This is a genomic window from Thermomonospora echinospora (assembly GCF_900108175.1).
Lineage (GTDB): Bacteria > Actinomycetota > Actinomycetes > Streptosporangiales > Streptosporangiaceae > Thermomonospora > Thermomonospora echinospora.
The window spans coordinates 540,021-561,224 of the sequence record NZ_FNVO01000003.1 but is presented as its reverse complement, the minus strand read 5'-3'; the positions used below and the strand labels follow the sequence as shown (position 1 = coordinate 561,224).

18 protein-coding genes are annotated in these 21,204 nt (G+C 74.4%); 5 read left to right on the top strand and 13 right to left on the bottom strand.

Going from position 1 to position 21,204, the window contains the following annotated elements; all coding sequences use genetic code 11:
• Positions 1–52: 52 nt before the first annotated feature.
• Together C4U03_RS09920 and C4U03_RS09915 are read right to left on the bottom strand one after the other, a co-directional pair.
• Positions 53–700, bottom strand: coding sequence for an HhH-GDP family DNA glycosylase (locus tag C4U03_RS09920; RefSeq protein ID WP_103937376.1), 648 nt, complete (start codon positions 698–700; stop codon positions 53–55).
• Between the two features lie 61 nt (positions 701–761).
• On the bottom strand, positions 762–1,475 hold the full coding sequence (locus C4U03_RS09915; RefSeq protein ID WP_103937375.1) for a ribonuclease HII: 714 nt from the start codon (positions 1,473–1,475) through the stop codon (positions 762–764).
• 279 nt (positions 1,476–1,754) lie between these two features.
• On the opposite strand from C4U03_RS09915, the gene C4U03_RS09910 reads away from it, so the two are divergent.
• Together C4U03_RS09910 and C4U03_RS09905 are read left to right on the top strand one after the other, a co-directional pair.
• Complete coding sequence (locus tag C4U03_RS09910) at positions 1,755–4,259, top strand: AAA family ATPase (RefSeq protein WP_103937374.1); 2,505 nt, start codon at positions 1,755–1,757, stop codon at positions 4,257–4,259.
• A gap of 52 nt (positions 4,260–4,311) precedes the next feature.
• Positions 4,312–5,400, top strand: coding sequence for a winged helix DNA-binding domain-containing protein (locus C4U03_RS09905; protein WP_103937373.1), 1,089 nt, complete (start codon positions 4,312–4,314; stop codon positions 5,398–5,400).
• A gap of 132 nt (positions 5,401–5,532) precedes the next feature.
• Here C4U03_RS09905 and C4U03_RS09900 read toward each other — a convergent pair whose 3' ends face one another.
• From C4U03_RS09900 to C4U03_RS09850, 11 genes are all read right to left on the bottom strand, one after another.
• Entirely contained in the window at positions 5,533–6,381 is an 849-nt protein-coding gene (locus C4U03_RS09900) for a 5-oxoprolinase subunit C family protein (protein WP_103937372.1), read from the bottom strand.
• Positions 6,381–6,998, bottom strand: a complete 618-nt coding sequence (gene pxpB / locus C4U03_RS09895; RefSeq protein WP_103937371.1) for a 5-oxoprolinase subunit PxpB — start codon at positions 6,996–6,998, stop codon at positions 6,381–6,383. The genes C4U03_RS09900 and pxpB overlap by 1 nt, the downstream gene beginning before the upstream one ends.
• Before the next feature lie 43 nt (positions 6,999–7,041).
• Positions 7,042–7,803 (bottom strand): LamB/YcsF family protein, encoded by a 762-nt coding sequence (locus C4U03_RS09890; protein WP_103937370.1) that lies wholly within the window; start codon positions 7,801–7,803, stop codon positions 7,042–7,044.
• Between the two features lie 32 nt (positions 7,804–7,835).
• Positions 7,836–8,618 carry a putative hydro-lyase gene (locus C4U03_RS09885; protein WP_103937475.1) on the bottom strand — a complete coding sequence of 261 codons (783 nt, stop codon included), beginning with the start codon at positions 8,616–8,618 and terminating at the stop codon, positions 7,836–7,838.
• Positions 8,619–8,674: 56 nt separating this feature from the next.
• A complete protein-coding gene (locus tag C4U03_RS09880; RefSeq protein WP_103937369.1) occupies positions 8,675–9,043 on the bottom strand; it encodes a hypothetical protein in 369 nt (122 codons plus the stop codon).
• Entirely contained in the window at positions 9,040–11,541 is a 2,502-nt protein-coding gene (locus C4U03_RS40330; protein ID WP_103937368.1) for a TY-Chap domain-containing protein, read from the bottom strand. The genes C4U03_RS09880 and C4U03_RS40330 overlap by 4 nt, the downstream gene beginning before the upstream one ends.
• A 76-nt stretch (positions 11,542–11,617) precedes the next feature.
• Positions 11,618–13,948: a TY-Chap domain-containing protein gene (locus tag C4U03_RS09870; RefSeq protein ID WP_146087299.1), complete on the bottom strand. Its 2,331-nt coding sequence runs from the start codon at positions 13,946–13,948 to the stop codon at positions 11,618–11,620.
• 150 nt (positions 13,949–14,098) lie between these two features.
• Entirely contained in the window at positions 14,099–15,640 is a 1,542-nt protein-coding gene (locus tag C4U03_RS09865; RefSeq protein WP_407701420.1) for a hypothetical protein, read from the bottom strand.
• 226 nt (positions 15,641–15,866) lie between these two features.
• Positions 15,867–16,151 (bottom strand): hypothetical protein, encoded by a 285-nt coding sequence (locus C4U03_RS09860; RefSeq protein ID WP_103937366.1) that lies wholly within the window; start codon positions 16,149–16,151, stop codon positions 15,867–15,869.
• Between the two features lie 105 nt (positions 16,152–16,256).
• On the bottom strand, positions 16,257–16,937 hold the full coding sequence (locus C4U03_RS09855; protein ID WP_103937365.1) for a cytochrome b/b6 domain-containing protein: 681 nt from the start codon (positions 16,935–16,937) through the stop codon (positions 16,257–16,259).
• Positions 16,924–17,628, bottom strand: coding sequence for a molybdopterin-dependent oxidoreductase (locus C4U03_RS09850; RefSeq protein WP_103937364.1), 705 nt, complete (start codon positions 17,626–17,628; stop codon positions 16,924–16,926). Before C4U03_RS09850 ends, C4U03_RS09855 begins: the two co-directional genes overlap by 14 nt.
• A 274-nt stretch (positions 17,629–17,902) precedes the next feature.
• On the opposite strand from C4U03_RS09850, the gene fxsA reads away from it, so the two are divergent.
• The 3 genes from fxsA (at position 17,903) to C4U03_RS09835 (ending at position 21,189) form a co-directional block, all read left to right on the top strand.
• On the top strand, positions 17,903–18,109 hold the full coding sequence (gene fxsA, locus C4U03_RS09845; RefSeq protein ID WP_103937363.1) for an FxSxx-COOH cyclophane-containing RiPP peptide: 207 nt from the start codon (positions 17,903–17,905) through the stop codon (positions 18,107–18,109).
• Between the two features lie 102 nt (positions 18,110–18,211).
• On the top strand, positions 18,212–19,348 hold the full coding sequence (locus tag C4U03_RS09840) for an FxsB family cyclophane-forming radical SAM/SPASM peptide maturase (protein WP_103937473.1): 1,137 nt from the start codon (positions 18,212–18,214) through the stop codon (positions 19,346–19,348).
• Complete coding sequence (locus C4U03_RS09835) at positions 19,345–21,189, top strand: HEXXH motif domain-containing protein (protein ID WP_103937362.1); 1,845 nt, start codon at positions 19,345–19,347, stop codon at positions 21,187–21,189. Before C4U03_RS09840 ends, C4U03_RS09835 begins: the two co-directional genes overlap by 4 nt.
• Positions 21,190–21,204: the final 15 nt, after the last annotated feature.

Below are 21,204 nucleotides of genomic sequence, written 5' to 3'. Positions count from 1 at the left end.
ACCTGTAGCCCCTGGTCCAGACCGCCGTGGCGGCCTGGACCAGGGGCGGCCGTCACCTGCCGTCCTTGCCTCCGTTCTTGATCGAGTCGGCCAGCTTCTTGTCGCGGGCCACGCGAACGAGGGCCGCCGACAGCCGCGCCACGTCCTTGTCGGGCACCAGGCCGGCCAGTTCCTTGGGATCGGTGGGCAGCCCGAGCCGCTCGGCCCCCTTGCGCACCTGCTCGTCGATGTACGGGCGCAGCCACGGCCACACCGCCTGCGCCTCCCGGAAGAAGATGTCCACGCCGGTGGGGCCGATGCCGGGGAACTCCCGCAGCATCTCGGCGGCCCGTTCGGGGTCCCGCCCCGAGTCACGGGCCAGCCGCCGCAGGTCACCGCCGTACTTGCGCTGTGCCAGCTCGGCGGTTCCGCCGAGGCGGGTCGAGGTGCTCTCGTCGTAGCGCACGTAGTGCCCGCGGCCGAGCGCGTCCACCCGTTCCTGCCAGGACATGCGCTCCAGGCCGCGCGCCGTGCCGCCACCGGCCTCGAACAGCTCGCGGGCGGCCGCGACCGCGATCTGGGCGGTGATGCGGGCGCTGAGCAGGTTGCTGAGGACCAGCAGCTTGAACAGGGCTGACGGCTGGTCCTTGAGGGGAATCCCCGCCTCCTCCGCATAGGTCTGCCCGGCCTCGCGCAACAGCCTCTTCACGACAGCGTCCATCACACGTACCTCCCGTACAGCAACGGGGTTACCCGTGTGGCGGGCGCTTATGAGCCGCCTCCTACAGGAGGGAGAGCTGGCCCGTCCCGGCGAGGGGATCGCGGTGCTTGCGCAGGTGCCGCCAGCGCGGCAGATCGTCGAGGTAGGACCACGACAACCGGTGGTACGGGGTCGGCCCGGACTCCTCCAGCGCCCGCTGGTGGGTGGGGGAGGGGTAGCCGGCGCTGTCGGCGAACCCGTAGGCAGGGAACTCCTCGCCCAGCCGGGCCATCAGCCGGTCCCGGTGGACCTTGGCCAGCACGGAGGCGGCGGCCACCGACACCGAGCGCTGATCGGCTTTGACCTCGCAGCGCACCCGCCACGGTCCGCCCAGCAGGTCGTGCTTGCCGTCCAGGATCACCATGTCCGGCCGGTGCGGCAGCGCCGTCAGCGCCCGTACGGCCGCCCGCCGCAGCGCCTCGGTCATCCCGACCTGGTCGATCTCCGCGGGCTCGGCGGCGCCGAGGGCGTGGGCGGTCAGCCAGCCCGGCAGGATCTCGGCGAACGCCTCGCGGTGGGCGGCGGTGAGCAGCTTGGAGTCGGTCAGCCGGATGGTGCCGCCGCCGCGTCCGGGCAGCCGCGGCGGCTCGCCCAGGTCGGTGACCGCCGCGCAGACGACCACCGGCCCGGCCCAGGCGCCCCGGCCGACCTCGTCCACCCCCGCGATCCGCACCGCCCCGGCGGCACGCAGCTCCCGTTCGATCGTGTAGCCGGCACCCCGGGGAGCGGCCGTCATGGACGGGGGCTCCTCAAATCCCGGCAGGGTCTCGGTCATACGGCTCCCAGGGCGCGTGAGAACGGCATCGGCCCATCATGGCACCGGGCGGCCCGTCCCGCCGGGAGGCCGTTTCGGTGTCCTTCGGCACAGATCTGCCCGCTATGTCGCGTCAGGATGGCCTGAGGCCCCCGGGCGTGCGACGCTGGACACGCGCGGGGTGCCGGGTGGAGCATGATCGGACCTGTCCGCCCCCAGTGCGGAAGATCCCCGGGCGACCGAGGAGGCCAGTCGGAGCCGATGGGACAGTTCGGTGGATCCCGTTCCCGCCCGGCGGTGGGGACCGCGGCGCGGGATCTGTTCGAACGTGCGCGCTGGCGGTACTTCCAGATCCAGCCGGGGCTGCGCTTCCTGGCCGGGGTGCTGCTGGTCGCGGTGACGATCGCCGCCACGGTGCTGGCCGGGCAGCCCCTGACGACCGTGGCGGGCGCCACGGTCGTGCTGCTGGTGCTGCTGGTCGTGGGCCACCTGACGATGCGCTCTCCGGCGGGCATGGCGGTGACGGCGGTGGTGGCCTGCTGGCTGGCGGCGTCCCTTCCGCTGGGCGCGCAGTATCCCGAGCCCGAGCACCAGGCGGCTTTCCTGGCGCTGCTGGCCCCGCCCGTGGCGTTCGGTGCGGCCCGGCTGCGGGGGTACGCGCCGTGGCGCACCGTGCTGCTGGCGCTGGCGTCCGCCGGGGTCGTGGCCGCCGCCACCGCCCGTCCGCTGCATGTCCTGCACGTGGTGCCCGCCTGGGTCACCGCGCTGGCGATCCTCGGCTACCGCTGGGACCAGTCCCGCCGCGCCGTGCCCGCCGAGGCGTACGACACCGGCTGGGTGCAGGAGCAGGAGGCGGCCCGCCGCAAACCCGACGCGGGGCCGCCGGACGCCGCCGCGACGGGCCCGGACGAGACCAGAGTCGGGCCGGACGAGCCGGTGGCCGCCGGGGTCCCGCCGGCCACCCAGGCCGCCTACGAGCAGCGCGCCGCCGCCCAACTCGGCGCACCGGCCCACGGGCCCGCCGAGGAGACCCCGGAGATCTCCGTGGGGGACGCGCTGGCCGAGCTGGAGGGCATGATCGGGCTGGAGCCGGTCAAGCGGCAGGTCCGCTCGATCGCCGCGTCCATCGAGGCCGCGCACCTGCGCGCGGCCGCCGGAGTGCCCACCGAGAAGCCGATGCGGCACTTCGTGTTCGTCGGGCCGTCGGGCACCGGTAAGACCACCGTCGCCCGGGCGCTGGCGGGCGTCTTTTACGCGTTCGGGCTGCTGCCCCGCCCCAAGGTCGTCGAGGCGCACCGGGCGGACCTGGTGGGCGAGCACCTGGGCGCCACCGCGATCAAGACCAACCGGCTGGTGGACTCCGCGCTCGGCGGAGTGCTGTTCGTCGACGAGGCCTACGGGCTGGTCAACGCGGCCGACGGGCAGCCGGACCGGTTCGGCAACGAGGCCGTGCAGACGCTGCTGAAGCGGGCCGAGGACGACCGGGACAACCTGGTGATCATCCTGGCCGGGTACGAGTCGCAGATGGCCGAGTTCCTGGACTCCAACCCCGGGCTGGCCTCCCGGTTCGGCACCCGGGTGCGGTTCCCGTCCTACACCCCCGGCGAGCTGTTGCGGATCGCCGAGTACCACACCGGGCTGCGCGAGGACCGGCTGGACGAGCAGGCCACCGCCCGGCTGCGGGCCCGCTTCGAGGACGTGTGCCGCCGGGGCATCATCGACGAGCTGGGCAACGGCCGGTTCGTACGGTCGCTGACCGAGGCCGCCGCCCGCGCCCGCGACGTGCGGGTGGTCGGCTCGGGCGCCTGGTCGGGGCGGCAGCCGACCGCCGAGGATCTGGTGACGGTGTGCGCCGAGGACGTGGAGGCGGCGTTCGCCGAGGTCACCGAGCGGTACCGGGGCTACGACGAGACGCCCACCCTGCAGGAGGCGCTCGGCTCGCTGGACGCGATGATCGGGCTGGAGCCGGTCAAGCGGCAGGTCCGCGAGATCGCCGCGCAGCTGCAGGTCGCGCAGATGCGCGAGGAGCAGGGGCTGCCGACCCGCCCGCCGATGCGGCACTTCGTGTTCGTCGGCCCGCCCGGCACCGGCAAGACCACCGTCGCCCGGGTGCTGGGCCGGGTGTTCGCGGCGCTGGGGCTGCTGGCCCGCCCGGCGGTGGTGGAGGCGCACCGGGTCGACCTGGTGGGCGAGCATCTGGGCGCCACCGCGATCAAGACCAACCGGATGATCGACTCCGCGCTCGGCGGGGTGCTGTTCATCGACGAGGCGTACGCGCTGGACAACCCTGGCTACAGCGGGGGCGACGCGTTCGGCGCCGAGGCGGTGCAAACGCTGCTCAAGCGGGCCGAGGACGACCGGGAGCGGTTCGTGGTGGTGCTGGCCGGCTACGAGGATGACATGGACCGGTTCCTGCGCTCCAACCCTGGGCTGGCGTCCCGGTTCGACGTGCGGGTGGTGTTCCCCTCCTACGGCCCGGACGAGCTGCTGCGGATCGCCCAGGTGATCGCCGAGCAGGGCGGGGACCGGTGGGATGACGCCGCCCTGGACGACCTGGCCCTGGTTTTCCAGCGGGTCTGCGGGCTCGGCCGGATCGACGAGCTGGGCAACGGCCGGTTCGCCCGCTCCCTGTACGAGAAGGCGTGCGCCTCCCGCGCGGTGCGCGCCGCCCGGCTGGGCGCCGCCGCCACTCCCGCCGACCTGACCGTTCTGACCGCCGAGGACGTCCGCGCCGCCTACACCGAGCTGCAGCCCCGCCGCCCCTGACCGGCGGGCCGCCCGGGGCGGAAACGTCACACCGGCGTGGTGTGATCGGCCGATGGAATCCTTGACCTGGCCACAGGTGCTCGCCTGGCGGATGCGGCGCCAGTACCTCCACCCGACCGGCACCGAGACGGCCGTGCAGGTGGCGCGGCGGCTGGCCGGCGTCCAGGCGCAGGTGGCGTCCGCCGCGGAGCTGGCCGTCGCCGTCCGGCAGGCGGCCCCTGACCCGGGCGAGACCGCACGCGCCCTGTGGCAGGAGCGTACCCTCGTCAAGACATGGGCCATGCGCGGCACGCTCCACCTGCTCCCGGCGGACGAGGCCGGCGCCTACCTCGCCCTGTGCGCCACGGTCCGTAACTGGGAGAAGGCGAGCTGGCAGCGGAACTTCGGCGCGAGCCCCGCCGAGCTGGAGGCGCTGGCCGAGGCCGCCACCGAGGCGCTGGCCGGCGGCGCCTGCCTCACCCGCGAGGAGCTGGGCGCCGAGATCGTCGAACGCACCCGCGCGCCCCACCTGGCCGAGGCCCTCACCTCCGGCTGGGGGGCCCTGCTCAAACCGCTGGCCTGGTGGGGAGTGCTGTGCTTCGGCCCCTCCCAGGGCAACCGGGTCACCTTCTGCGCCCCCTCCCGGCACGTCCCCGGCTGGGGCGGGCTGCCGCCGGCCGAGGACGCCGCCCGCACCGTGATCCGCGCCTACTTCGGCGCCCACGGCCCGGCGACCGTCGAGGCGTTTGACGCCTGGCTGATGCGCCGGACGCACCGCCGCAAGGACGTGCGGGCCTGGTTCGCCGCCATGGCCGACGAACTGGTCCCGGTCGAGGTGGACGGCGCCCCCATGTACGCGCTCGCCGAGCACCTCGACGAGCTCATCGCCACCGGACCCGCCGACGCCGTCCGCCTCCTCGGCGGCTTCGACCAGTACGTCCTGGGCGCCGGGACCGGCGCCGCCTACCTCATCCCACCCGGACGGCGCGCCGAGGTCAGCCGCGCCGCCGGCTGGATCTCCCCGGTCGTCCTGCACCGGGGCAGGGTCGCCGGCATCTGGGACGCCAAGGACGGCATCGACCCCACCCTCTGGGAGGACGTCCCCACCGCCCTCCTGGAGCCGGAGATCGCCCGCCTCACCCGCCTCCTCGGCCTGCCCTGAACGAGTGGTCCGGGCGGTCTAGGTTGCTTGTCGGGGGCGGGGTGCTGACGGCGGTGGATCGGGGCGGGAGGTGGTTTCGCCGCGGGTCCCGGAAGACGTCCGGGCGCCGGTCCGCCGCGCGGCGTCGGCGGGTCAGCGGCGGAAGCGGACCCGCTGGCCGGGGCGGAGCTGGGCGGCCACCGGGATGTCGGCCTCGGCCAGCACCCCGATCACCGGATAGCCGCCGGTGGTCGGATGGTCGGCCAGGAAGATGATCGGCAGCCCGTTCGGCGGCACCTGGATCGCCCCGGTCACCATGCCCTCGCTGGGCAGCTCCCCGTCGCGGGCGCGGCGCAGCGGCCGGCCGGTCAGCCGGACGCCGACCCGGTTGCTGTCGGCGGTCACCTCGTACGGCCCGCCCGTCAGCGTGTCCAGCGCGTCGGCCGCGAACCAGTCGTCGCGCGGACCCGGACGGACGCGCAGCAGCGGCTCGGCCGCCAGCGGCGGGACCGGGGCCTGGTCGACCATGATCGGCGGACTGTCCCGCCACTCACCGACGGGCAGCCGGTCACCGGGCTCCAGCGGCGCCGGGCCCAGCCCCGACAGCAGGTCGGTGGCGCGGCTGCCCAGCACCGGCTGCACGGCCAGCCCACCTCGGACCGCCAGATAGGTGCGCACCCCCGCGGCTGGGGCGCCGATCTCGACCGGCGCGCCCGCCGGGACGTGGCAGGGGGCGTTCATCCCGGCGGGCCGCCCGTCCACCCGCAGCGGGGCGGGCGCCCCGGTGACCGCGATCCAGGCCGGCGCATGGAAGCGCAGAGCCAGGCCGCCGAAGGTCAGCTCCAGGCAGGCCGCGTCCTCCGGGTTGCCGACGAGCCGGTTGGCCAGGCACAGGCTGCGCCGGTCCGCCGCCCCCGAGCAGGGCACCCCCAGATGGGCGTGCCCTGGACGGCCGAGATCCTGCACCGTCGTCAGCGGGCCGGAACGCACCACCTCGATCATTAGGCCGCCTCCACCGGGACGAAGCGGACCCGGGCACCGGGCCGCAGCAGCGCGGGCGAAGCGCGGCGCACGTCCCACAACGCCAGCTCGGTACGCCCGAGCAGCCGCCAGCCCCCCGGCGAGGCCGACGGATAGACGGCCGCGTACGGGCCCGCGATGGCCACCGACCCGGCGGGCACGGACGTGCGGGGCGTCCGGCGGCGCGGCACGTGCAGCGCCGGATCCAGGCCGGTCAGATACCCGAACCCCGGCGAGAAACCCAGGTAGGCCACCACGTAGACGCCGGACGAGTGCCGCCGCACCACCTCCTCGGCGGACAGGCCGGTCAGCCCGGCCACCTCCGCCACGTCCTGCCCGTCGTAGACCACGGGGATCTCCACCGGCACCAGGCCGTCCTGCGGCCCGTCCGGCAGCTCCAGTGCGGCCAGCCGGGCCGCCAACCGGTCCAGGTCGCAGCGGTCCGGATCGGCGACGATCAGGACCGTGCGCTCACCGGGAACGACATCCAGGATCCCGGTGAACCCCGCACCGCACACCGCCGCGTGCAGCCGATGCGCGGTCGGCAGGTCGCCGACCTCCACCAGCACCGCCGCATCGCCCGCCCTACGCACCAGCACGCGCCCTCACCTCCGTCGATCGTGTCCCCGCGAGCCCCGCCGGTCAGCCGGGAAGAGCGAAGGGCCGCACATCGACCTCGGCCGCGGCCAGGGCCCCGCGGACGGCGCGGGCCAGCTCCACCGCCCCCGGCGTGTCCCCGTGCACGCAGATGGAACGGGCGTCGACGGGCACCTTGGTGCCGTCGACCGCGATGACGACGCCCTCGACGGCCATCCGCACCGCCCGTTCGATCACCGTGTCCGCGTCGTGCACCACCGCGCCGGGCCGCCGCCGCGGCACCAGCGTCCCCTCCGGGGTGTAGGCACGGTCGGCGTAGCACTCGGCGATCACCGTCAGCGGTCCGGCCACCTCGTGCACCGCCGAACCCGGCAGGGTCAGGATCGGCAGCGACGGGTCGTAGTCCCGGATCGCCTCCACCACCGCGCCCGCCTGCTCCCGGTCGCGGGCGATCCTGTTGTACAGGGCGCCGTGCGGCTTGACGTACGACACCCGGCCGCCGGCCGCACGGGCGATCCCGTCCAGCGCGGCCAGCTGGTAGAGGACCTCGGCGGTCAGCTCGTCGGGGGCCATCTCGATCTCCCGGCGCCCGAACCCGGCCAGGTCCCGGTAGGACACCTGGGCCCCGATCGCCACTCCGCGCGTCACCGCCGCCCGGCACACCCGCCGCATGACCAGCGGATCGCCGGCATGGAACCCGCACGCCACGTTCGCGCTCGTGACGATCTCCAACAGCGCCAGGTCGTCCCCCAGCGTCCACACGCCGAACCCCTCGCCGAGGTCGGCGTTGATGTCCATCACCGCCATGCTTTCATTGAACCGCTCCGGGCGGCCGATGGTCAGTCGGCGCGGTCGGTGATGAACATGCGGCCGGGGGAGTGGGTGATGACGAACTCCGGTCCGCTGGCCATGCAGACCGCCTGCGGGGTGACCCCGCACGCCCAGAACACCGGCACGTCCCCCGGCTCGGCCTCCACCGGGTCGCCGAAGTCGGGGCGGGCCAGGTCGGCGATGCCCAGCGCGGCCGGGTTCCCCACGTGGATGGGCGGGCCGTGATGCGCCGGATAGCGGGTGCTCACCTCGATCGCCGTGTCCACCAGCGGCTCCGGGACCGGCCGCATCGACACCACCAGCGGCCCCGACAGCCGTCCCGCCGGAACGCAGGGCCGGTCGGTGACGTACATCGAGACGTTGCGGCCCTGCTCGACATGGCGTACCGGCACCCCGGCGGCGGCCAGCGCCGCCTCGAAGCTGAAGCTGCAGCCGATCAGCAGCGCCACCAGGTCATCGCGCCAGTACGCGGTCGCGTCACCGACTTCGGCGACCAGCGTCCCGTGCTCGTAGATCCGGTAGGCGGGCAGGTCGGTGCGCAGGTCCGCCGTCGGGGCCAGGTTCCGCGGATGCGGGTCACCGGGATCGGTGACCTCCAGCAGCGGGCAGGCGCCCGGGTTGCGCAGGGCGAACAGCAGGGCGTCGAACGCCAGGGTGCGGGGGACGGCCAGCAGGTTGGCCTGGGTGTACCCGCGGCACCAGCCGCTGGTCGTCGGTGTGGTGGCACCGGTGCGGAACAGCGCCCGGGCCTGTGTGGGGGTCAGCACGGCGGGCTGGTCGGGGAGGCTCATCCCCGGATGGTTCCCCGCCTGCGTGGTCCAAGCCTTCGGCCGGGGCGTGCGGTCCATCAGAACCGTTCCTCGCGGAGGCCGCGCACCTCGGCGCGCGGCGCCCACGCCTGGTAGACCCCCAGGTCGAACGTGTCCAGGCCGAGCCGTTCGGCGACCTCGGCGTCCTGCCCGGCGTACTCGACCCGCAGCCATGTCTCGTGCTCGCCGAGCACCTGGAACGGCTCGTCCCGCCAGGTGCACATCGTGACCACGTAGGACAGGTGCTCGATCTCGTCGGCGGCCACGACTCGCACGTGACGGCCGGGGGCCACCTCCTCGAACCCCTCAGCCGGTACGCCGGTGTAGAGCCTGACCATCTCATCGTCCGGGCTGGCCTCGTACTCCAGCCCCCGCCAGCCCGCGTAGAAACCGTCCCGGACGCTCACCGGCTGACCTCCCCGGTCCGGATCCAGCCGCGGACGTCGGCGTCGTAGACGGCCAGGAAGGACTCCGTCCCCAGCCGGTCGACGCCGAACATCTCCGCGCCGTGCGGCAGGCGCTGGCTGCCGATCCTGAACACCGGGACGGCCGACCCCGCGGGCGGCGCCTCGGGCCGCGCCAGGGCCGGTTTCGTCAGCGGCCAGCGGATCACGTACACCTCCGCGTCACCGGCCGAGAACGGCGAGCCCTCGTGGTCGAGACCCAGAGCCCGCACCAACTGCTCGGATGTCTGCAGGCCGCTGACGTCCCGCAGCCGGTACACGAGACCCGCGACCCAGTCGTAACCGCCGTCCAGGTAGTGGACGACGTGATCGGGCCGCAGGACCTTCTGCATCACCACGCCCTCCTCAAGCGCTTCGGCCTGAACGCCGCCCGCGGCGGCCAGCACCCCGCCCCCGGGCGCCGAGGTCGCCTCCTGCCCGGGTACGGCGGCGGCGCGGCCCGAGCCGGGCACAGCAGTAGCCGCCGCCCCGGCGAGAGGCCCATCGACGAGCGGAGCCGAGCCCCCGGTGACGGGCTCGTTCTCGGCCGGGATCGAGGTTCCGGTGACGGGTTCGCCTGCGGCCGGAACGGCGGCTCCGCCGAGAGGCCCGTCGGTGAGCGGTGCCGGGCCTCCGGCGACGGGCTTGTCCTCGGGCAGGGCCGAAGTCCTCGTGACGGGTTCGCCGGTGGGCGGGACGGCGGCTCCGGCGGTGGAGACGTTCCCCCATGCGACCGTTGCTCCGGCGACCGGCTCACCCTCGGCCGGAACGGCGGAGTCTGCGACGGGCTTGTCTGCGGGTGAGGTGGCGGCTCCGGCGACGGGGAGGTCCTCGCGTGGGCCTGAGACTCCGGCGGTGAGTTCGTCCTTGTGCGGGGCGGCGGGGGCTTTTGCGGCCGGTTCGTCGCCGTGCGGGGCGGTGGGGGTGCGGGCCGTGTCGGGGGCGGCCGTCCGCGGGGCGGGAACGCCGGTGACCGGCGGGGCCACGGCCGGTTCGGGGGCGGTGGCGCCGGAGGGCGTGGCCGGGGGACCGGGCGGCGCCGGGCGGCGGCCGGCGGCCCGTGCAGCGGTCCGCTGGATGGTGCCGGTGTCGATGTAGGCGGCGCTTGGCAGCCTGGAGTTGATCGCCAGCTGCCAGTCGGGCCGCGGCCAGTTGCGGGCCAGCTCGGCGAACGTGGTGCGCCGGTAGTCCATCGGCTTGCCGCCGAGCGCCCAGTCCATGGCCTCCGGAGAGGTGAACGCCAGCACGTACGTCCCGTCGCGGAAGGTCGCGGTGACCGGCTGCTCGCCTTCGGCGACCGGCACGAAGAGGTCGGCCCGCAGGACCAGCCCCAGATACCCGGGCTGGTCGCCACGGCTCTTGGCGGCCGTCAGCTCCGCCTCGATGTCGAAGTCGGCGGACGGCTCGGATGGCGCCGCGGCGGCCGGTCCCGCGGCGTGCCGTGCCGTGCCGGACGATCCGGCGGCCGGCGGCAGGGCGGCGGCCGGTTCGGCGGCGGACGGGCCGGCGGCGGAGGCCGGGCCGGGCAGCGGCCGGCTCGCCCTGCGCGCGTCCACCCGGCCAGAGCCGGCGTACGGGATGCCGAACTCCGTCAGCTCCACGTGGACGGCCCCGACGAACGCCTCGTACACCAGGTCGGCGGGACTGGCCGCGAGCTGTACGTCCCGCAGCGCGGTGACCATCATCGCGGCCAGGCGCCGGTACTCCTGCGGGGCCGCGTCGGCGGGCAGCTCGCAGGTCCAGTTGGGATGCTCGCCCGGGCGCCGCCAGCCCGCTGCCGCCAGGCGCTCCTCCTCCGCGTCGAAGCGGGGGGCCGACGGCGGCAGGGCCTGCCCGCTGACCGCCTCCGCCCGTATCCACCGCGCGTCCCGGAACGCCTGAACGTAGTGGCTCTCCTGGCGCAGGTGCGGGATCACCAGCACCATCTCCGGCTCCATCGCCGCCAGCTCGCGCGCCAGCCGCTCGGTGAACTCCGCCCAGTTCAGGTCGGGCTCGGCCGGGGGCGGCTCGGCGTCGGCCGCCGGTATGCCCAGCCCCGGCATCGGCACGGGCCCGGCCTGCTCGCCGTTGCGGTTGGCCTCGTAGGTCAGGCCCGCCACCGAGGGCACGCCGTACACGTCGCGGAACGCGGCGACCATGCGGTCGGCCAGCGCGCCGCACTCGGCCGCCTGCTCGGGGGTGACGGCGGCGAGGTCGGCCGGCAGCATGACCCGGCACCACCAGTTGCGGCGCACCCGGCCGTCCGGGGCCTGCCAGCCCAGCTCCGACAGCCGCAGCTCCTGCCCGGAGTCCAGCGGCTCGGGCAGGTAGTCGCTGCTCACCGCCTCCGCGTGCAGGCCGTTCAGGTAGCGCATGGCCTGTACGTAGGGAAGGCCGCCCGGCCCCTGCACGATGACGAACGCGTCGACGGGCAGGTGCAATAGCTCACGGGTCAGCCGCTGCGCGAAATCGGTCCAGTCCAAGCGGTCCAACTCCAGGCGGACGGGTCTCTCACCAACGGGAAGTGACGGTAGCGGGGGGAACGCTACCTCACCGCTGTCACCCGGACCCGTCGGAAACGTCCGCGCGCATGCGTGTCCAGCCACCGCTGATGGCGTCGTAGACCGCCAGCGGCGTCGGCTCGCCGCCGTCGCCCCGGTCCTCCCACAGCCGGACGCCGTGCGGCAGCCGCATCACCACGTGACCCTCAGCGGAGGCGGGGGCGGTCTTCGCGTGCGCAGCCCCCGCTCGTTCCGCGGAGGGCGGCCCGGCGGGCGAGGGCTTGGCGCGGCGGCGGCGCCGTGGCAGATCGGCCGGCGGCTCGACAGACGTCCGGGACGGCGGCAGACCGGCGGGGCCGGCCGCGGAGGCGGCGTCCGGTGGTGGGGAACCGGCCGGGGAGGCACCGTTCCGGGAAGGGAGAGCGTCCGCCGGTGCGGCGGCGAAGGGAGCGGTGGGCGCCGAGCCGACCTCGGAGTCCGGAGGCGGACCGGTCGGATCGGTGGCCGCGGGTAGGTGCGACGGTACGCCGTTGGCCTGTGGCGGCGCGGCGGCGCCCGCCGGGGGAGCCGTGGACGAGGCCGCGGCCGGAACGGCGCCGTGCGGCGGTACGGCGGCGTCGGCCGGGGTCATGGGGAGATCGGCCGGGACCATGGAGGAAGAGGCCGCCGCCTGGTCGGCCAGTCGCCGCGCGGCGTCGGCCGGAGACGGGGGGCGCGGCCCCGTGGCGGTGTCCGCCGGGGCCGGGGCCTGCGGGGGCGCGGCGGGCATCGGAGCGGTGTCGTGCGGTGATGCGGTGGGATCGGCCGCGACGGCGACGTGGGGTGGCGCAATGCCCGCCGGGGATGCGGGACGCGGCGTGGCGGACTCTGCCGAGGGCACCGCCGGCGGGGAGGGGACGCGGCCGTTCGGAGGAGCGGGCGGTGCGGACTCACCCGAGGGGAGCGGGGCGTCCACTGGCGGCGTGGCCTGCGCGGATGCGATCGCGTCGGCCGGTGGTGGGGGAGTGAGCGGCGGAACGACGCGGTCGGCCGAGGCGGCAGGCTGCGGGGCGGCCGGGGACGACGGGATGCGGGACGGGGCGGAGCGGTCGGCCGGAGCGATGTCGTGCGGCGGTCGAGGATTCACCGGAGGAGTGGTCGATGGAGTCGTTGCTGAAGGCGTCGTGTGGCCGTCCGGGGGCGCGGCGTCCAGCGGCGTCATCGCGTCGGCCGGGCGCGCCTCCTGCGGCGGGGCGGTGCCGGCGGAGGGGGACGACGGCGGAACGTTGCCGGAGGGCGGGAGTGGCTCGGGGGAGACGGCGTCCACGGCGGCGGCCTGTTCGGCGGCACGGCGGGTCTGGTCGAGGCGGGCGACGGCCGCCGCGTCCAGAAGGACCTCGCTGAGCAGGCCGGCGTTGACGGCCAGCGACCAGGAGGGGTCCGGCCAGGCGGCGGCGAGCGCCGCGAACGAGATGCGGCGGTGCGGTGGCGGAGCGGCCGCCTTCGGGCGCATCGACGCCGCCATCGCCGCCGGGGAGGAGAACGCCACCACATAGACGACACCGGCGATCGTGGTGGTGACCGGCTCGGCCGCCCCAGGCTCCTCGGGGAGGGGCAGCACGAGGTCCGAGCGCAGCAGCAGGTCGAAGTAGGTGACATGGTCGCCCTGCCGCTTGGCCTCGGCCAGCCGGTTCTCCAACTCGCCGTCGGTGGACTCCGGCCGGCCGGCGGGCGCGGGCGCGGGCGCGGGTCCGGGTGCGGGCGGGAGCGTGGGCACCGGGGCGGGGCGGTGATGGGCGCCGCGGGCGGTTCCGTTGGCCGTGGGCGGCAGGCCGTCCGGGAGCGGGTCGCCCACCGGGGCCGACAGCACCGGGCCCGCCACCGGCCGCTGGGCGGACGCCGAGTCAAGGGCGGACGCCGGGTCGGGGGTGGAGATCGGGTCGGGGGTGGACCGGCGCTCGGTGACGCGGGACGGGTCGGCGGGGGCGATGCCGAAGTCCACCAGCTCGATCAGCCCGTTGCCGAGCCGGTGGAACGACTCATAGACCAGGTCGGAGGGCCGCCGTACGCCCTGCACGTCGCGCAGCGCGTGCACCATCATGTCGGCCAGCCGGAAGTGCTCGGCGGCGGGGGCGAGCGCGGTCAGCTCGGTCCACCAGTTGCGCGGGGCGGGCTCGGCCGGCGGCTTCCACCCGGCCTCGCTCAGCACCTCCTCGTCGGCGGCGGTCAGCAGCAGCGGCCCGTCCAGGAAGTGGTTGCTGACGGCCTCGGCGTACAGCCGGTCGGGCTCCCGCATGGCCTGCACGTAGTGCCTGCTCTCGGCGCGCTCGCGGACGATGAGGATGGTGTCGCGATCGAGGCCCGCCAGCTCACGGCCGAGACGTCGGGCGAACTCGGACCACTCCAACAAGATCACTCCTCACTGGCCGTCGCCGGGGGTTCCGAGTGGTGGGGCTGGCTCACTCCGCAGGCAGACTTGCTCAACCCCCGAAGTATCCGATAATCGCCGTCTCAGAGGTCTCCCGCAAACCGGAAGTCACACCCGTTGTCATGGCGCCGCTCACATCGGAGGACGCTCATGACGCAGCGTGCCGAGCGCGGCACGCAGCGCCCGCGGGTCGTCCCCGCACCGCGCCAGCACCTCGATCAGCCGGTGCAGGATCTCATGCCGTTCGAACCCGGCGTCCAGCAGCGCCTGCGCGGTCTCCCACAGCTGGGGCGGATCCCCATGCCACAGCCGCACGGCCAGCCGCTCGTGCGCCGCCAGGTGATCCTCGTCGGCGCCCGGATGCTCGAACTCCAGCATGATCCGCCGGTCGGCGGGGTCGGCCGGGTCCAGCATGGCCAGATCGATCCGCCCGCGCCCAGGCAGGTAGTGCTCACCGGACAGGAAGGGCAGCGCGAACGCCCGGCGGGGCAGCGCGTCCAACTCGCCGTCCGGCAGCAGCCTCCGCACCAGCCCGGGGTCCAGGCCGAACGCCGACGGATCGCGGTAGGCCTCGGTGAACTTGCCGGTGGCGTCCCACACCGCGTCCAGCGCCGCCCGGATCCCCTCGTCGGGCAGCCCGGACCGGCGGCCCGCCCAGCGCACCCAGGCGGCCAGCACGTGCGGCATCGCCTCCTGCTCGGCCGGTGACAGCAGCACCTTGCGGGGCAGCCAGTCCAGCAGGAACATCTCGCACTTGACCGGGCTGACCCGCAGCGGCCGGCCCAGGTCGTGCTCACAGCCGTACTCGATGATCCGGTCCACGCAGCGGCCGGCGGCCGAGCGGTCCGACAGCTCCTCGGCCTCGTCGGAGGCCAGGAACCGGGCGGCCAGCGTCGCCCGCGAGTCCCCGCCGTGCACCGGCGTCACCGGACGGCGGCCCCCCGGCGGCAGCGCCCGCACCCGGGCCCGCAGGAACGCGTGGTAGGCGGCGAAGGTGTCGGTGACCGGTGGCTTCACCGTGGCGTCGGTACGGTCCAGCGCGTGCTCCAGCATGGCCCGGGCGTCGCGCGGATCGAGCCGCTCGAAGCGCACCAGCGGATTGGTGCGGCCCTCCTGGCGGCAGTGGTCCAGCAGCGTGTCGACGCGGGAGGACACCCAGGCGTCGCGGACCATCCCCGACCGGTTGTGGTCGACCAGCACCACCAGGGCGTGCCGGTCCTCACCGGCGTAGCTGTAGACGCATACGACCGAGTCCTGGTCGCCGTAGACGTCGCGGGAGACGAAGCACTCCTCGGGCGTCACCATGCCGACCCGGTCGGCCCAGCCGGGCCGGGCCACCCCGTGCTCCATCAGCTCTAGCGCGGCCCGCTCGGCCTTGACCGCCTGCCGGGCGGTGCCCAGGTAGGCCATCCCGGTCAGCAGCGCCAGCGCTGCCGGGGTCGCGGCCTGGCCGGCGTGCTCGGCCAGCGCCTCGCCGACGACCCGGTCCACGTCGCCGTCGGGCACCCGCTGTCCCCACCAGGCGCCCTGGATCTCGCTGACGATCAGCTCGGCGTCCAGCGGGCTGCGCACGGCCAGCAGCTCGCGGGCATGCCGCAGCATGTCGTCGAAGATGCCGATGATCTCGTCCGGCGGTGACTGGGGATCCCCGGAGGAGCGGCTACGGGGGCTCACGCCTCCACCCTCTCAGACTCGATCACGTACTCGATCATGCGGGTGGCGCGGGCGGTCACCGGACCGCCCGGCAGGGGGCCGTCCCGGCCGGTGCCCGCGGGGCGGGCTGGGCGGGGACGGGAACGGCCTGTGCCCGCCCGATCACCCTACCGCCGGGCGGGCGGCCGCACACCGGGATCGGCGCGCCGGCGGCGGGGGCGCGACGTGGCTCGGGGTCCACCGGCGGTCAGCGGACGTCGTCCGGGCCGGAGCGGTCCCGCCGGCGTTCGCAGGTGCCGCCCGGTGCGGCGCGGCCGGACGGCGGCTCGGACTTGACCATGCCGATGAGGTGTTCGCGGGCCATCCGCTCGACCAGCGCGGGCGCCGGGTCGACACCGAGATGGTTCATGCACGCCAGCACGTCGGTGACGCACCGCCGCACCGTCTCGGTGGGCAGCAGGCCGAACTCCGCCTCCAGCCGGCGCGACAACAGCTCGCGGGTATCACCTTGCCGGTCGGCAAGCACGCGCATCCGGGCACCCCCCTTGTCTGCGCCGGTCCCCTGCCGGGGCACGCGATGCGCCCGCAGGTCCGGCGCGCGGGCTCACCGCCCATTCCAGCGCTTTCACAAGGACTGTCAAGGCTCGGCAGAGTCCGGATTCGCAGTCTTTACGGAACGTTCCTGGCGAGGATCCGGGGCCTTGACCAACTCGTCCAGCCAGCCCGCGTGGTGGCGGGCCGCCCACTCCGGCCCCACCCGGCCGTGCCACATGCCGCCCAGCGCCCCCGGATCGCGCAGCGCGTACCACAGGTGCCCGACGACCGCCGCCAGGACCGCCAGGGTCAGCCAGTCGTGCACGAACGTGGCCCCGGTCCGCCAGCCGACCGGCCACGGGTCGGGGAAGGACATGACGGCGCCGGTGCCCAGCATGACCAGGATCGCTCCCGCCACGAAGGCGGCGTTGAGCTTCTGCCCGGCGTTGAACTTGCCGACCGGGACCACCCCCCGCCCACCGGCCACCGCCCGCCGGTCCGCGCGGCGCAGCCACTCCCGGTCACGCGGCCCGAACCGGTTGAGCCGCCGCACGTCCTCCCGGAACGCCCGCGACAGCCATCCCGCCAGCATCGGCACCGGCAGCGCGAACCCGCACCACACGTGCACGGTCCTCAGCAGGCTCCGCCGGCCCACCAACGTGGCCAGGTCCGGCACGTACAGGCAGGCGGCGGTGCCCAAGCACACCAGCATCAGCACCGCGGTGGCGTGGTGCACCGCCCGCTCGGCCCCGGTGAACCTGGCGAGCATGTCAGGTCGGCTCATCGTCGCGCCCGTTCGACCGGCCCACCCACGCGTCGACGTCGTACCCCCGCCGCTCCCAGTACCCGGGGACGACCTTGTGCGTCAGCTCGATCCCGCCCAGCCACTTCAGCGACTTGTACGCGTACATGGGGGCCACGTAGAGCCGCACCGGGCCGCCGTGGTCATGGGTCACCGGACCGCCCAGCATTCCCGTCGCGACCAGCACGTCACGCCGCCGCGCCTGTTCCAGCGTCAGCGACTCGGTGTAGACGCCGTCGAACGAGCGGAACCGCACCGCCCGCGCCTCCGGCCTGACCCCCACGGCGTCCAGCAGGTCGGGCAGCGCCACCCCCACCCAGGCGACGTCGTCCACCCGCCACCCGGTGACGCACTGGAAGTCCTTGGTCATCCGCGTCTGCGGCAGCGCCTGCCGCAACTCCTCGAAGGTGAACGCCCGCGGCCGCTCCACCAGTCCGCCGACCTCCAGCCGGTAGCTCTGCGGCGTCCTCCGCTCGACCGAGTCCACCACCGAGTAGAACCGGAACCCGCCTGCCCCCGGCAGCACCTGCCCGAGGTCCCCGACCGGCGCCAGCGCGGTGTTCACCTTCTCCTGGAGCCCCGCGCCGACGGCCACCCCGACCGCCCCGAGCCCCAGCATCCCCAGCACGATCCGTCTGCCTACCGGCGTGCCCTCAACATCCTCGCTGGCCATCCCACCATTCGACCACCCACCGGGCGAATCGACCACCCGCTGGACGTCGCCGTAAGACTTCCGTCATAAGTCGGCCGCCGCCGCAAAGGCTGCCGGTTCCGGCGCGGAGCCGGCCGGGTGGGCGGGGCAAAGATTGCTCCGCAGACCGGTGGTTTTTGTGATTCCAGACAGGTCGATGGTTAGGATCTGCTCAGTGCCGCGGGTAAAGGCGCCCGTGGAATCGGGTCCCGGATGCATGTTGTCAGCGTGAGCCGGGCACGAGGGGAGGCGTTCGGTGGATGACGCAGACGGTGAGATCGAGTCGATGCTGATCGACCTCGGCGGACTCTCTCTGCGCGAGATCCGGGCGTTGGACGGGACCGTGCTGGGCGAGGCCCTTGCCCGGGTGCGGAGCGAGGCGGCCGACCCCCGCGAGGTGGTGGCGGGATTCGACTCGAATATGCCGCCGGCCGCGGCCGAAGATGTCGCATCGGTCACCTGAGTGGTGCCGGAGGCGACGGGGGGCATCGACCGGCCGGGATCGGTGGAATGGCCGGACGGCGGGTTGGACATTGCACATCTGGCGGCCGGTGGCTGGCGCCCGATGCCCTTCCGTGAATTCGTCCTGAAAATCCACGGCAGGTGCAATCTCGCCTGTGATTACTGCTACATGTACCAGGGCGCCGACCAGAGTTGGAGGTCGCGGCCGGCAGTGATGTCGGCGGCAATTCTACGGCAGACCGCACAACGCATCGCACGGCACGCCCGCGCACACGGGCTCGCCGAGGTCGAGATCGTCCTGCACGGCGGCGAGCCTCTGCTGGCGGGGCCCGCCTTCATCGACTTCGCGGCCACCGAGCTGCGCCGCGGCCTCCCGGCGGGCCATCGGGTCGGGATCGGTGTCCAGACCAACGGGCTGCTGCTGGACGAGCGGATGCTGGCGTTGCTGGCCGCCCACGACATCGGGGTGTCGGTCAGCCTCGATGGCGACCGTGCCGCACACGACCGGCACCGCCGCCGCGCCAACGGCAGGGGCAGCCACGCGGCGGTCCGGCGGGCGCTGAAGACGCTGACCGACCGCCACCGTGAGCTGTACCGGGGGCTGCTGTGCACGATCGACCTGGCCAACGATCCCGTTGCCGGCTACGAGGCACTGCTGGAGACGGCACCGCCCCGGATCGACTTCCTGCTGCCGCACGGCACTTGGTCGGAGCCGCCGCCGGGGCGAGGCCCGGACGCGGGCACGCCCTATGCGGACTGGCTGATCGCGGTGTTCGACCGGTGGTACGGCGCCCCGGTCCGGGAGACCGGCATCCGGCTCTTCGAGGAGATCATCAATCTGGTGCTCGGCGGCCGCAGCCGCAGCGAGAGCGTCGGGCTGTCGCCCGTCGCGCTGATCGTCGTGGACACCGACGGGACGATGCAGCAGGTCGACACCCTGAAGACCGCCTTCCCCGGTGCTCCCGAAACCGGCCTGACGGTCACCGAGCACGAGTTCGACGACGCGCTGCGGCATCCGGGGGTCGTCGCCCGGCAGATCGGCCGGGCGGCGCTGTGCGCCCAGTGCACGGCTTGCCCGGTCGGGGACATCTGCGGCGGCGGCTGCTACACGCACCGCTATCGGCGGGGCCACGGCTACCGGAACCCGTCGGTCTACTGTCTTGACCTGAAAAAGCTCATCATGCACGTGCATCGTCGGATCGACGCCGATCTGGCCCGTGTCCGCGGGGCCCGGCGATGATCGGCCCGCTTCGGATCCCCGCCTCCGCCTTCCGGTCCCTGGCCGCCGGGCGCGGTGACGCGGCCGCCATGGAGATGCTGCGGCGCGGCCAGCTCAGCAGGCACAAGCTCCGGCTGCACGCGCTGTGGGGGCTGGTGCTGGAGCGCAGGCGGTCGCTCGGATCCGGCCTCGCCCTGATCGAATCGGGTTTCGAACTGCTGTCAGAGGTGGAGGGCCGGCGGCCTGCCGAGGTGGCCGAGGTCCTGCTCTACCCGCATGTGACCGCCTGGTCGGCCGCCTGCCTGCGCGGGCTGGTCGACCAGGGGACGCCCCAGGCCGAGGCCGACCTGGCGCATGTGTGCAACATCGCGGTCGCCGCGGCGCTGCGCGCCGGCCTGGACGTCGACGCCGAGGTCGCGGTGCGCGGCGGCGTGGCGGCCCTGCCGACGCTGGGATGCGCCCAGGTGGGACCCGACGATTTCCACGGGACCGCGAAGGTCCGCTCCGGCTCCGGCGGTGTGGAGATCTCCACCGGTCATCGCACGGTGGTGACCTCCGCCGACCCCCATGCCGACGTGCCCGGATGGCACGGGATCAGGGTCCTCCGTTGCACGCACGGGCGGCGTACCCTGCGTCTGCCGCTCGACGACGTGGATCCCTACCGCGACGACGCCCGCCTCGGCCCTGCGCCCCGGCTGCCGGAAACGGCCGTGGGCGCCTGGCAGCGGGCGCTGGACGGCGCCTGGTCGATCCTGGCCACCCGGCATCAGGAACGGGCCGACACGATGGCGGCGATGTTGACCGCGCTGGTGCCGTTGGCGACTCAGGGAGGCCGACGGGGGCTCAGCGCCACCAGCGCGGAGGCCTTCGGAGCCGTGGCGATCACCCCGCCGGGCGACGCGCTGCTGTTCGCCGAGTCCTTGGTGCACGAGTTCCAGCACGTCAAGCTGTGCGCGCTGCTGGATCTGGTGAGGCTCTACGACGACGATCCCCGGGAGTGCTTCTACTCGCCGTGGCGGGACGACCCCCGGCCGCTCGGGGGGCTGTTGCAGGGGGCGTACGCCTACCTCGGGGTCACCGAGTTCTGGGCCGGGCAACGCGAGGCCCTGAGTGACGGTGATGCGGCGTTCGCCGACTACGCGCTGGCGCTCTGGCGCACCCGGACGCTGCACACCATCGACTTCCTGGCAGGTTCGGACCGGCTCACCGAGGACGGCGCCCGGTTCGTCGCCGGCATGCGGGCGGCGCTCCTGGGGCTCCCGCAGGCCCCGGTCGGACGGCTCGCCGGCGACCTCGCCGCGGAGTCGTTTGACGATCATGTGCTGACCTGGCGGTTGCGTCATCTGCGCCCTGATCCGGGCGCACTCGACCGGATCGCCGCGGCGTGGCCGTCCGGCTCCGCCGGCCCCCTCACCGGCCCCCCGAGACCGGCGCCGGTCGATCAGCTGCCGGGGATGCGCGGCGCACGATTCGAGTTGCGGGGCCTGCGGCTGCGCGATCCGTCCGGATTCCGCTCGATCGGCCGGGACCGGTGGCCTGGCGCCGGTGCCGAGGCGGCGGATCTCGCGCTGGTGCGAGGGGACGTGGGAACGGCCCTGGAGGGCTACCGCGCCCACCTGGCGGCAGGTTCGTCCGACCCCGAGGCATGGGCAGGACTGGCCCTGGCGGCCCGGCGCGTCGGTGACGAAGCCGCCGTCGCGCTACGGACCGCACCCGAGGTCGTGGCCGGCGCGCACGGCCGGATCGGCGAACGGACGGGAGCCCTCCCAGACCCGCTCGATCTGGCCCGCCGCCTGACACCGGTGATCGGTCACATCACACAGGACTGGACGGTGGACCATCTGGCGCTGCCGAGGACCTGAACGCGGCCGCCGCCA

What these genes read in the sequence shown, in the direction of transcription:
- C4U03_RS09920 (WP_103937376.1), bottom strand. Translation starts at nt 700, where the DNA reads ATGGACGCTGTCGTGAAGAGGCTGTTGCGCGAGGCCGGGCAGACCTAT.
- C4U03_RS09915 (WP_103937375.1), bottom strand. Translation starts at nt 1,475, where the DNA reads ATGACGGCCGCTCCCCGGGGTGCCGGCTACACGATCGAACGGGAGCTG.
- C4U03_RS09910 (WP_103937374.1), top strand. Translation starts at nt 1,755, where the DNA reads ATGGGACAGTTCGGTGGATCCCGTTCCCGCCCGGCGGTGGGGACCGCG.
- C4U03_RS09905 (WP_103937373.1), top strand. Translation starts at nt 4,312, where the DNA reads ATGGAATCCTTGACCTGGCCACAGGTGCTCGCCTGGCGGATGCGGCGC.
- C4U03_RS09900 (WP_103937372.1), bottom strand. Translation starts at nt 6,381, where the DNA reads ATGATCGAGGTGGTGCGTTCCGGCCCGCTGACGACGGTGCAGGATCTC.
- C4U03_RS09890 (WP_103937370.1), bottom strand. Translation starts at nt 7,803, where the DNA reads ATGGCGGTGATGGACATCAACGCCGACCTCGGCGAGGGGTTCGGCGTG.
- C4U03_RS09885 (WP_103937475.1), bottom strand. Translation starts at nt 8,618, where the DNA reads ATGAGCCTCCCCGACCAGCCCGCCGTGCTGACCCCCACACAGGCCCGG.
- C4U03_RS09860 (WP_103937366.1), bottom strand. Translation starts at nt 16,151, where the DNA reads ATGCGCGTGCTTGCCGACCGGCAAGGTGATACCCGCGAGCTGTTGTCG.
- C4U03_RS09855 (WP_103937365.1), bottom strand. Translation starts at nt 16,937, where the DNA reads ATGAGCCGACCTGACATGCTCGCCAGGTTCACCGGGGCCGAGCGGGCG.
- C4U03_RS09850 (WP_103937364.1), bottom strand. Translation starts at nt 17,628, where the DNA reads ATGGCCAGCGAGGATGTTGAGGGCACGCCGGTAGGCAGACGGATCGTG.
- C4U03_RS09840 (WP_103937473.1), top strand. Translation starts at nt 18,212, where the DNA reads ATGCCCTTCCGTGAATTCGTCCTGAAAATCCACGGCAGGTGCAATCTC.
- C4U03_RS09835 (WP_103937362.1), top strand. Translation starts at nt 19,345, where the DNA reads ATGATCGGCCCGCTTCGGATCCCCGCCTCCGCCTTCCGGTCCCTGGCC.